Origin of the sequence: Mycobacterium cajalii (genome assembly GCF_045809005.2) — a bacterium.
Taxonomy (GTDB): domain Bacteria; phylum Actinomycetota; class Actinomycetes; order Mycobacteriales; family Mycobacteriaceae; genus Mycobacterium.
Map to the genome: position 1 here is coordinate 719,170 of NZ_CM141436.1, position 11,848 is coordinate 731,017.

General features: G+C 65.2%; 10 protein-coding genes. All 10 read left to right on the plus strand.

The window, feature by feature from the left end; all coding sequences use genetic code 11:
* The first annotated feature begins 170 nt into the window (after window positions 1–170).
* The 10 genes from ACJ512_RS03395 (at window position 171) to ACJ512_RS03440 (ending at window position 11,847) form a co-directional block, all read left to right on the plus strand.
* Window positions 171–1,802 carry a ferritin family protein gene (locus ACJ512_RS03395; protein ID WP_407685710.1) on the plus strand — a complete coding sequence of 544 codons (1,632 nt, stop codon included), beginning with the start codon at window positions 171–173 and terminating at the stop codon, window positions 1,800–1,802.
* A gap of 98 nt (window positions 1,803–1,900) precedes the next feature.
* Window positions 1,901–2,944, plus strand: a complete 1,044-nt coding sequence (locus ACJ512_RS03400; protein ID WP_407685711.1) for a 2Fe-2S iron-sulfur cluster-binding protein — start codon at window positions 1,901–1,903, stop codon at window positions 2,942–2,944.
* A 41-nt stretch (window positions 2,945–2,985) separates the two neighbouring features.
* A complete protein-coding gene (locus ACJ512_RS03405) occupies window positions 2,986–4,086 on the plus strand; it encodes an aromatic/alkene monooxygenase hydroxylase subunit beta (protein ID WP_407685712.1) in 1,101 nt (366 codons plus the stop codon).
* A 23-nt stretch (window positions 4,087–4,109) separates the two neighbouring features.
* Window positions 4,110–4,445, plus strand: a complete 336-nt coding sequence (gene mimD, locus ACJ512_RS03410) for a propane 2-monooxygenase effector subunit MimD (protein WP_407685724.1) — start codon at window positions 4,110–4,112, stop codon at window positions 4,443–4,445.
* Between the two features lie 73 nt (window positions 4,446–4,518).
* Window positions 4,519–5,256: a metal-sulfur cluster assembly factor gene (locus ACJ512_RS03415; RefSeq protein ID WP_407685713.1), complete on the plus strand. Its 738-nt coding sequence runs from the start codon at window positions 4,519–4,521 to the stop codon at window positions 5,254–5,256.
* Between the two features lie 117 nt (window positions 5,257–5,373).
* Complete coding sequence (gene groL, locus ACJ512_RS03420; RefSeq protein WP_407685714.1) at window positions 5,374–7,026, plus strand: chaperonin GroEL; 1,653 nt, start codon at window positions 5,374–5,376, stop codon at window positions 7,024–7,026.
* A 115-nt stretch (window positions 7,027–7,141) separates the two neighbouring features.
* Window positions 7,142–8,167 (plus strand): NAD(P)-dependent alcohol dehydrogenase, encoded by a 1,026-nt coding sequence (locus ACJ512_RS03425; protein WP_407685715.1) that lies wholly within the window; start codon window positions 7,142–7,144, stop codon window positions 8,165–8,167.
* Complete coding sequence (locus tag ACJ512_RS03430; protein WP_407685716.1) at window positions 8,109–9,353, plus strand: glycerol dehydrogenase; 1,245 nt, start codon at window positions 8,109–8,111, stop codon at window positions 9,351–9,353. Before ACJ512_RS03425 ends, ACJ512_RS03430 begins: the two co-directional genes overlap by 59 nt.
* Before the next feature lie 107 nt (window positions 9,354–9,460).
* The gene (locus ACJ512_RS03435) at window positions 9,461–11,374 is read left to right on the plus strand and encodes a propionyl-CoA synthetase (protein WP_407685717.1); all 1,914 of its coding nucleotides are present in this window, start codon (window positions 9,461–9,463) and stop codon (window positions 11,372–11,374) included.
* A 44-nt stretch (window positions 11,375–11,418) separates the two neighbouring features.
* Window positions 11,419–11,847: a diol dehydratase small subunit gene (locus tag ACJ512_RS03440; RefSeq protein WP_407685718.1), complete on the plus strand. Its 429-nt coding sequence runs from the start codon at window positions 11,419–11,421 to the stop codon at window positions 11,845–11,847.
* Window position 11,848: the final 1 nt, after the last annotated feature.

Consider the following 11,848-nt stretch of genomic DNA (forward strand, 5'->3'; position numbering starts at 1 on the left):
TTAGACCGTCCCGCTGTGACGGACGTCTCGATTTGATACTACGGCACGCTGCGCCCTGACTGTGACCCGCGTCTCAGACTGAGACGCCCGCCCGCGGGGCCACATGCTTGCATTTCTTACACATCGTTCCCTGCCGGAAACGCCCTGGCATGAATACAGGAAGGCGCACTATGAGCAGGCAAAGCCTGACAAAAACTCACGCAAAAATCACCGAACTGTCCTGGGAACCCACATTCGCCACCCCGGCCACGCGGTTCGGCACCGATTACACCTTTGAGAAGGCTCCGAAGAAAGACCCGCTGAAGCAGATCATGCGGTCGTATTTCCCGATGGAAGAGGAAAAGGACAACCGCGTCTTCGGCGCCATGGATGGGGCCATCCGGGGCAACATGTTCCGTCAGGTTCAGCAGCGCTGGATCGAATGGCAGAAGCTGTTCTTGGCCATCATTCCGTTCCCGGAGATCTCGGCGGCGCGCGCAATGCCGATGGCCATCGGCGCGGTGCCGAATGCGGAGATTCACAACGGGCTGGCCGTGCAGATGATCGACGAGGTTCGCCACTCGACGATCCAGATGAACCTCAAAAAGCTCTATATGAACAATTACATCGACCCGGCCGGATTCGACATCACCGAAAAAGCGTTCGGAAACTGCTACGCATCCACGATCGGGCGGCAGTTCGGTGAGGGTTTCATCACCGGTGACGCCATTACCGCGGCTAACATCTACCTCACCGTGGTCGCCGAAACGGCTTTCACCAACACCCTTTTCGTCGCCATGCCCGACGAGGCCGCGGCCAACGGCGATTATCTGCTGCCGACCGTGTTCCATTCGGTGCAGTCCGACGAGTCGCGGCATATCTCCAACGGTTACTCGATCCTGCTGATGGCGTTGGCCGACGAGCGCAACCGGCCGTTACTGGAGCGTGACCTGCGCTATGCGTGGTGGAACAACCACTGCGTGGTCGACGCGGCCATCGGCACTTTCATCGAGTACGGCACCAAGGACCGTCGCAAGGACCGCGAAAGCTACGCGGAGATGTGGCGGCGTTGGATCTACGACGACTATTACCGCAGCTATCTGCTTCCGCTCGAGAAGTACGGTCTGACCATCCCGCACGACCTGGTCGAAGAGGCATGGAGGCGCATCGTCGACAAGAGCTACGTGCACGAGGTCGCGAGGTTCTTCGCCACGGGCTGGCCGGTCAACTACTGGCGCATAGACCCGATGACCGATTCGGACTTCGAGTGGTTCGAGGAGAAGTACCCGGGTTGGTACTCGAAGTTCGGCCGGTGGTGGGAAAACTACAACCGGCTGGCCTACCCCGGCCGCAACAAGCCCATCGCCTTCGGGGACGTCGACTACGTCTATCCGCATCGCTGCTGGACGTGCATGGTGCCGTGCCTGATCCGCGAGGACACGGTGACCGACAAGGTCGACGGCCAGTGGCGCACCTACTGCTCGGAAACCTGCCATTGGACCGACGCGGTTGCCTTCCGCGCTGAATACCAGGGCCGGCCGACGCCGAACATGGGCCGGCTCACCGGGTTCCGCGAATGGGAGACCCTGCATCACGGCGGCGATCTCGCCGACATCGTCAGCAATCTGGGATATGTGCGCGACGACGGCAAGACGCTGATCCCCCAGCCGCACCTGCACCTCGACGATCCGTCGAAGATGTGGACGCTCGATGACATCCGGGGTAACACCTTCAACAGCCCCAACGTGTTACTCAACGAGATGAGTGATGAGGAGCGCGAGGCGCACATGGCGGATTATCGCGCCGGCGTCGGTCACCACTGATTCGACATCCATCGGTACCCGGTCGGCTGCGGTTTCCTCAGACCCGGGCCTGCGGCCGGCCGGGTGCCCCCGTTCATATCGACTGCGTAGGTGAATTCGTGACCGATATCCATCGCGTCAACTTCGAACCCGTTGACCTCCAAATGGAGGTGGCCGAGGACGAGAACATCCTCGATGCGGCGTTCCGCCAAGGCATCCATCTGATGCACGGGTGCCGGGAAGGCCGGTGCTCGGCGTGTAAATCGTATTTGCTCGACGGTGACGTCCAGATGGCAAACTATTCGACTTTTGCCTGCAACGACGCGGAAGTCGAAGAGGGTTACGTCCTGCTGTGCAGGTCGCACGCGTTCAGTGACTGCACCATCGAACTGTTGAACTTCGATGCCGACGAGTTGCTCAACGGCGTGCCCATCCAGCATGTCCGCGCCCGGGTGGCGGCGCTGGAGGCGATGACACGCGACATCGTCTCCTTGCACCTGGAAGCTGTGGAGCCGCCCGCCTTCGAGTTCAGACCGGGCCAGTACGCCGACATCGGCATCCCGCACAGCGACGAGCATCGCTCGTTTTCGATGGCGAGCACCCAGGCGCAACCCGGTCGGATCGAGTTCCTGATCAAGAAATACCCGGGCGGGAAATTCTCCGGCCTGCTCGACGACGGAATCCGGGTCGGCGACGAACTGACCCTGAGCGGGCCGTACGGCACCTCCACCCTCAAAGAGGGGCATGTACTACCCGTGGTCTGCGTCGCCGGGGGCGCCGGGATGGCGCCGATACTGTCGATCCTGCGGCACATGCGCGAGACGGCCAGCCGGCGCCCGGTCCATTTCTACTACGGGGCGCGCACCCCCGCGGACCTCTTCTATCTGACGGAGATCACCGAAATCGGCAAGGAACTCGCGGATTTCGTGTTCACCGCGTGTCTGTCGGAGTCGACGGAGGGAGCGATACCCGACATGATCGCCGTCGAAGAAGGCAACGTGACCGATGTGGTCGCCCGCAACGAGGACGACCTGGCCAAGACCGAGGTCTATCTCTGCGGACCCCCACCCATGGTCGATGCGGCGCTGGCACTGCTCGAAACCCGGTCCGTCCCCAAGGACCAGACCTTCTACGACAAATTCACCAGCCCGCTCTTCGAATAGCCACCGCCTGACCGGCGAGACAGAACCGAAAGGAACCACCGATGACGACAGATGCGAAACCGCGCAGTTTCCCCAAGATCGAACTCACCGACGCGGAGGCGGGCGCGCTGGACTTCCCGAGCTCCAAGAGTCGCAAGTTCAACTATTTCAAGCCGGCAAAGCTGCGGGCGACGGTGTACGAGGGCGTCACCGTCGACGTCCAGCCCGACCCGGAACGTTATCTGACGCAAGGCTGGGTCTACGGATTCGGCAGTGGTCCCGGCGGCTATCCGCATGACTGGACGGCCGCCAAGTCATCGAATTGGCACGCTTTTCGTGACCCCAACGAGGAATGGGAACAGACGATCTACCGCAACAACTCCGCGGTGGTGCGCCAGACCAGCCTGAGCATGGGGAACGCCAAACGCGCGCGGGCATACGAAGGTTTCAATTCCGCATGGGTGAATTTCCTGGCGCACAACCTCGGCGCGTGGATGCACGTCGAGAACGGTCTTGGGCTGCACGTCTTCACCGCCATCCAGCGTTCGGCCCCGACCAACATGATCAACAACGCGGTTTCGGTGACTGCGGCACACAAGCTGCGCTTCGCCCAGGACCTGGCGCTGTTCAACCTCGATCTCTCCGAGGAGGTCGAGGGCTTCGACGACCAGGTGCACAAAGAGGTCTGGCAGTCCGCCCCGGAGTGGCAACCTACCCGCGAGGTCGTGGAAAGGCTGACAGCCGTGGAAGATTGGTGCGAGCTGTTGTTCGCGACGAACGTCGTCTTCGAGCAGCTGGTGGGTTGTCTGTTCCGCAGCGAGTTGGTGATGCAGATCGCCGCGCGCAACGGCGACTACATCACCCCGACGATTGTGGGGACCGGCGAACACGATTACGACCGCGACCTGGCATACACCCGGGAGCTGCTGCGACTGCTCACCCGCGATGAGAAGTTCGGTGAGTCCAACAAGGCACTTTTCGGCACCTGGTTGGCGACCTGGATGCCGCGTTGCCTCGACGCCGCTCACGCACTGCAACCGCTGTGGTCACAGCCGGCGGACAAGAGCGTCACTTTCGCATCGAGTCTTGATGCGGCCGAAGGGAAACTCACATCCCTTCTCGAATCGATCGAGTTCGAAATCCCTAAGGAGCTTAAGAAGTGACCACCCAGTCCAAAGATGGGGCCATGCAGTTCGGATCCGCCGTCGAGCGTTCCAACAAATGCGGTGTGACGCTGATGAACACCCAGGTGGGACGCGTCGTTGCCGACGTCATGGGAAGCAAGGACGGGGTGGCGCTGGTGGAGTACCCGTCGATGATCCGGGTCGACGGCGAGAACCTGCTCGACTTCGACTACGCCGAGCTGACCGAGGCCCTCGGTCAGGAATTCGACGGCTCGGTCTTCGAGGAAATCAGCTCCACCCACTACGGGCGCATGGTGCACCTCGACGATCGGACGCTGCTCTTCGCCAACCCGGAGGATGCCGCCGAGTACATCGGCTTCGACCTGACGGCGATATGACAATGGTCCAGGAAGGTGATTCTCACTTCGTCGTCGACGGTTCCCCGACAGCCCAACGGGAGTCGGTGCGGCGATGAGCGGCACCGTGCGGCTCCTCGAGGTAGAGATCCTGGAGGCGCTGTCCGCCGTCACCGACCCGGAGCTGGACGAGTCCATCACCGATCTGGGGTTCGTGCGGTCGGTGGCCGTGGACGATGACGGCGTCACCGTGCACCTGCGGCTGCCGACGGCGTTCTGCTTACCCGATGTCGCCTACCTGATGGCTTCCGACGCGCGCGACGCGCTGCGGGAAGTCGAGGGTATCGGGCAGGTGCGGGTGCTGCTCGACGAGCACTACGACGGCGCCGAGATCAACGCCGGGCTGGCCGGGGCGGCCGATGATGCGGACAGCTTCGCAGCGGGCGCCGAACACCGGCTCGAGGAGCTGCGCCGCAGGTATCTGCGCGAGGCGCACAGCGCCGCAATGGAGCGATGCGTCTCGGCGCTCATGCAACGCGAGGCACTCGACATCGGGGATGTTCCCCGGTTGACCCTGCGGAATCTTCCCGACGACCAAGCCAAGCACGCACTGCTTCGACGCCGCTTGGCGTTGGGTCTCAGCATGTGCTCGAACGCCCGGGTCGCGGTCGATGGCGAGGGCAAACCGTTGCCGCTCGAACAGTTGTCGGCATCGCTGCGACTCGCCAGGTCCGTCCGGATCTCCATGGAAGGCAGCGCCCGCTTCTGCCGCGACTCGCTCGCCGGTCGAGACGACTACGCCGGATCCAGAGTCCGGGTCACCGATACCAGGACGGGGAGCCGGCAACGATGACCCCTGAGGCACCCCGGTTCGGTTGCGGTCCGGGTCGGCAACCAGCGGTTCGCGGAATTCCGTTGTGCCTTCGACGACCTCGATGCCGGACAGGAACATAGGGAAGAAGGGAAGAATATGGCAAAGGAGCTACGCTTCAGCACCGATGCGCGCACACGGCTGGAGCACGGTGTGAACGCGCTGGCTGACGCGGTACGAGTGACGCTGGGCCCCAAGGGTCGCAACGCGGTCCTGGAGAAGCTTACCGGGCCCCCGACGATCACCAACGACGGTGTGACGATTGCGCGCGAGGTCCAGTTGGCCGACCCGTTCGCGAACATGGGTGCCCAGCTGGTCAAGGAAGTCGCCATGAAGACCAATGGGCTGGTCGGCGACGGCACTACGACGGCGACGGTCCTGGCCCAGGCCATGGTGCGGGAAGGGTTGCGCGCCATGGACGCCGGCGCCAACCCGATGCGGGTGCGCCGTGGTATCGAACGCGCGGTGTCGGCCGTGATCGACGCGGTGACCGAGTGTGCGGTGCCGGTGAGCAACCGGAGCGCTCTGCTGCGCGTCGCGACGTTGGCCGCCGGTGACGACGAAGCGATTGGCGAGGTGATCGCCCGCGCGGTCGAACACGTCGGCGAGTTCGGCGTCATCACCACCGAGGAGAGCGACACGCTCGGGCTGGGCATTGAGGTCGTCGACGGTATCGAGTTCGACCACGGCTACATCTCGGCCTACATGGTCACCGATCCCGAGCGCATGGAAGCCGTGCTGGACGACCCGCTGATCTTGTTGACCAACAAAAAGCTCACCGCGGTCCAGGATGTCATGCGCAGCGTGGAGATCGCCAAACGCGCCGATCGTCCGCTCGTGGTGCTCGCCGAGGACGTGGACGGGCCGGCACTGCAGCTGTTGGTGGGCGGCAACATGCACAACACAATGCGGTCGGTGGTGGTGCGCGCACCCGGGTTCGGCCACCGGCGCATCGCGGAGCTCGAAGACCTCGCCGTCGCCCTGGGCGGTCACGTGGTCGCCAAGGACACCGGCATCGAATTCACGGAATTGACAGTTGATCATCTCGGCTCCTGTGAGCGGATCACGGTGACCGAAGATTCCACCACCATCGTCGGTCCCCGCGGCGAGCAGCGGCTCGTCGACGCGCGTGTCGCCCAGCTCGAAGTGCAGCGTGACCGGGCCCGGCTGGACCCCGATCGGGACAGTCTCGATCTGCGCATCGCCCGGTTGACCGGGCGCGTCGCGGTGATCCGGGTCGGGGGTGCCACCAGCGTCGAAGTCAAGGAACGCATGCTCCGGGTCGAAGACGCGCTGGCGGCCAGCCGTGCCGCGATGGAAGCGGGCGTGGTTGCCGGCGGCGGCACCGCATTGGCTCAGGCACATCGCGTGCTGAGCGAGTCGGGGCTGCCGGGCGACGACGAGGCAATCGGAGCACAGGTGGTGCGCCGGACGCTCGCCGAGCCACTGCGCTGGATCGCACACAATGCCGGCTTCGAGGGCGACCAGGTTGTCAAGATGGTCGAAGATCTGCCGCTCGGGCATGGATTCGACGCACTGACAGGGGATTACGGTGACATGTTCGGTGCGGGAATCATCGATCCACTCAAAGTCACCCGCGCCGCGCTGGAGTGCGCCGCCTCCATCGCCGCGCTGCTCATCACCACCGAGACGGCCATCGTCGAACAGGTGGTCGTCAACCCGGGTGCCATCATCGCGCCCGGGTTCGGCGATCTGGCCGAGGGCATCGTTCGACCGTCCAACATCTACTAGTGACCGCGCGGGGCACGTCGCCGATGCGAACCTCGGGGTTTGCGAGCCCTTTTGGCCCCGGGCAGCAGCGGCGGCGACACGCCGCGGCCCGAAACACTACGACGAGGAGCTCGTGATGAAAGCCGTCCAGGTGGTCGGATACCACGCCAAGCCGGAGCTGGTGGAGGTGCCCGAGCCCGAAATCGAAGGCCCGTTCGACGTGATCGTTCGAATCGGTGCCGCCGGGGTGTGCCGCACCGATCTGCACATCCTGGAAGGGCAGTGGGCGGAGATCAGCGGGGTCGTGTTGCCGTATACGATCGGCCACGAGAACGCCGGCTGGGTGCACGCCATCGGCGCAGCGGTCACCAATGTCGCCCCGGGCGACAAGGTGATCGTCCATCCGCTGATCACCTGTGGGCTGTGCCGCGCTTGCCGGTTCGGCGATGACGTGCACTGCGAAAGCAGTCGGTTTCCGGGTATCGACAGCAGCGGCGGCTACGCCGAATACTTGAGGACCAGCGCGCGCAGCCTGGTGAAGCTCGATGACAGCCTGGAACCCGCCGACGTCGCCGCGCTCGCGGATGCGGGCCTGACCGCATACCACGCCGCCGCCAAGGTGGCACGGTTGACCCGTCCGGGCGATGTCTGTGTCGTGATCGGCGCCGGCGGACTCGGCCACATCGGGATCCAAGTGCTGAAAGCGATTTCGGGTGTGACGGTAGTGGTGCTCGACCGCAGTCCCGAGGCGGTGCGGCTCGCCGTGGACCTGGGAGCCGACCAGGGGATCGTCGCCGACGGCAGTCACGTGCAACAGGTGCTCGACCTCACCGGTCAGCGGGGCGCGGAGGCCGTCCTCGATTTCGTCGGCGAGGGTGTGGCGACCAAAGAGGGCGTGGCCATGTTGCGGCGGGCCGGAAACTACTTCGTGGTCGGCTACGGCGGGAACATCGACGTTCCGACCATCGACATCATCTCCAGCGAAATCAACTTCATCGGCAACCTCGTCGGTTCCTACAACGATCTTCAGGAGCTGATGGTCCTGGCGGCCCAGGGCAAGGTCGCGCTGCACACCAGCAAGTATTCCCTCGACGAATTCCAGCGTGCTCTCGACGATCTCGACGCCGGGCAAGTGCGTGGCAGGGCGATACTCGTCCCATGAGCCGCGCCATCCACCGAGTTCTCCGTCCCGGAACCCGGGCCGCCCAACCGTCCACCAGGAAGGCAGGCTGACCATGCTTTCGGTTTTCTGCTCCCCCGCGCGCTATACCCAGGGTAAGGACGCCACCGCCGCGCTGGGTGCCGAAATGACTGCGATCGGGCTGGAGGGGCCCGCGCTGATCGTGGCGAGCCGGAGAATCGCCGGCTTGTTGGGCACCACCTGGAAATCCAGCCTGGCCGCCGCGAACATCGCCTACGGCGTCCACCACTTCACCGGTGAATGTTCAAGCGCGGAAATCGGACAGGTGAAAGAGCGGGCGCGTGATCTGTCGGCCCGAACGATCATCGGCGCCGGTGGCGGCAAGGTACTCGATACGGCGCGCGCCGCGGCATCCGATCTGTGCCTGCCCATCGTGAACTGCCCGACGATCGCCTCGAGCGATGCCCCCTGCAGCGCCCTTTCCGTGGTCTATTCGGACGAGGGGGTGTTCGAGGAATACCGAATCTATCCGCAGAACCCCGACTTGGTGCTGGTTGACACCGCGGTCGTCGCGCAGGCGCCGGCGCGGCTGCTCTCGGCCGGAATGGGCGATGCACTGGCGACCTGGTTCGAGGCCCGAACGTGCGCCGCCGGTTCGGTCCGCAACATGCGCGGCGGCGCCTCGACACGTTCTGCCCTCGGTCTTGCCGAGTTGTGTTATCGCACACTGCTGGCCGACGGCACCGAGGCGCTGGCCGCCGTCGCCGGCAATTCGGTCACGCCGGCCCTCGAACGACTCGTCGAGGCCAACACGCTCCTGTCCGGCCTCGGCTTCGAGTCGGCCGGATTGGCGGCGGCCCACGCCGTCCACAACGGCCTGACCGTCGCCCCCGAGACGCACGACTACTACCACGGCGAAAAGGTCGCCTTCGGCACGCTCGTCCAACTGGTGCTCGAAGGAGCCCCGCGCGAAACCGTCGCCGAGGTGTTGACGTTCTCCCGATCGGTCAATCTACCCATCACCCTCGAGGCGATCGGGCTGGGCGATGTCTCGCGCGAACGCCTTGCGCCGATCGCCGGACGCGCGACAGCGCCCGGCGAAACCATCCACAACGAGCCCTTCGAGGTCGGGCCCGAGAACGTCGTCGACGCCATCCTCACCGCCGACGCGATCGGGAGGGACTTCATGCTAGGAGCGCGGCAGTGAGATGACCCGGACGGCCGAGGTGGGCGCGGTCCCGCGGCACGGCCGCCACGCCACGCCACGATCGCAGCCCATTGAAAAGCACTGCAATGCACTGAAAGGTGGACCCGGTGGGTGCCTACGCCGACAACTACGCGCGAAGCCTGGCCGACCCGGAGGGATTCTGGCTGGAGGCGGCGCGGGCGATCGACTGGGCGCGCCCGCCGCGCCGCGCGCTGGATGCTTCCGGGGCACCGTTCTACCGGTGGTTCGGTGACGGGACGCTCAACACCTGCTACAACGCGCTGGACCGGCATGTCGCGGCGGGTCACGGCGACCGCCCCGCATTGATCTACGACTCGCCGGTCACCGGCACGAAGCGGCGCTACTCCTATGCCGAGCTCACCGATGAGGTGGCGAAGTTCGCGGGGGTACTGGTGGATCTCGGCGTCGGCAGGGGCGACCGGGTGGTGATCTACATGCCGATGGTGCCGGAGGCGGTGGTGGCGATGTTGGCCTGCGCGCGGATCGGGGCCATCCACTCCGTGGTGTTCGGCGGGTTCGCGCCGAAGGAACTCGCCGCCCGCATCGCCGACGCGAGGCCCAGGGTATTGGTGTGCGCGTCCTGCGGCATCGAGCCGTCCCGGGTCGTGGAGTACAAGCCGGCCGTGGACGAGGCCGTCGCAGCGACCGCAACGGGCGCGCGCCCGGAGCGGGTGGTGGTGCTGCAACGGCCCCAGGCCGAGGCCAAAATGGCCGCGCGGGACGTGGACTGGGACCAGGCGATGGCACGAACCGGGCCGGTGGGTTGCATCGACCTGGCGGCCACCGACGAGCTGTATGTCCTGTATACCTCCGGCACCACCGGCCGGGTGAAGGGCGTGGTCCGCGACAACGGAGGCCATGCGGTTGCCCTGGCCTGGTCGATGGCCAACATCTACGACATCGGGCCCGGTGACGTGTGGTGGACCGCATCCGACGTCGGTTGGGTGGTCGGCCACTCCTACATCGTGTATGCGCCGCTGCTGGTGGGTGCCACCACGGTGCTCTACGAGGGCAAGCCGGTCGGAACCCCCGACGCCGGCGCGTTCTGGCGACTGATCGCAGAGCACAAGGTGAAGGCGCTGTTCACCGCTCCCACCGCGCTGCGGGCCGTCAAGAAGGACGATCCGCAGCTGGCTGAGGTCGCCAAGTACGACCTGTCAAGTCTGCGAACAATTTTCACCGCGGGGGAACGACTGGATCCGCAGACGTTTCACTGGGCCGGCGACGGACTGGGCGTCCCGGTGGTGGACAACTGGTGGCAAACCGAGACCGGCTGGCCCATCGCGGCCAACCCCCGCGGGATGGAGCCGCTGCCGATCAAGCCCGGCTCGCCGACGGTCCCGATGCCCGGTTACGACGTGCGGGTCCTCGACGAGCAAGGCAACGAGGTGCCCACCGGCGCGCACGGCGCGGTCTGTGTCAAGCTGCCCCTACCGCCGGGAACGCTGACCACGCAGTGGCGCAACGACGAGCAGTACCGCTCCTCCTATCTCGCCCAACATCCCGGTTACTACCTGACCGGCGACAGTGGCTATCTGGACGCCGATGGTTACCTGTACGTCATGGGCCGCACCGACGATGTCATCAATGTTGCCGGCCACCGCTTCTCCACCGGCGCACTGGAAGCGGTGCTGGCCGCGCACCCGTCGGTTGCCGAATGCGTCGTCATCGGGGTGTACGACGCGCTCAAAGGACAAGTGCCACGTGGCCTGGTGGTGCTCAAATCCGGGGCGGAGGTCACCGACGCGGAGATACTGCGCGGGGAGCTGGTCACCGCGGTGCGCTGTGAGATCGGTGCGGTCACCTCCTTTCACCAGGTGTCCGTTGTCGACGGGCTGCCAAAGACCCGCTCCGGCAAGATCCTTCGCAAATTGTTGCGGGCCATCGCCGACGGCAGGGACGAGCCGGTGCCCGCCACGATCGAAGACCCCCGGGTGCTGGAGCAGCTGCGCCCGGTGCTACAGCCGGCGGCGGGCGTCGCGCCGCGACCGTGTGCATGACCTTCAGCCGCTGATGACCATCCGTACGAAGACGGGAGCAGCCGATGACCCACCCGACACTCGACCCCGCCCACGACTACCCATTGGGCGTCAACCGTTCGGAGCTGCTGTACACCTCTACCGGAAAGAACATCGCGGAGCTCACCATGGCCAATGTCATGGGGGGCGCGATCACGCCGGAAGATCTGCGGATCGCGCCGGAGACGCTCCGGTTGCAGGCCCAGATCGCGGAGCGGGTGGCGCGCCCGCAACTCGGTGCGAACCTGCGTCGGGCCGCGGAGATGACGGCGATCTCCGACGCCCGCGTGCTGGAGATCTATAACGCCCTGCGGCCCCGGGCCGCCACCAAGCAAGAGTTGCTGGGAATAGCCGACGAACTGGAGTTTACTTATGCCGCAACGCTGTTGAGCTCTTTGGTGCGGGAAGCAGCGGAGGTCTACGAGGACCGCGATCTGCTGGCGGTGCCGGAGTGAG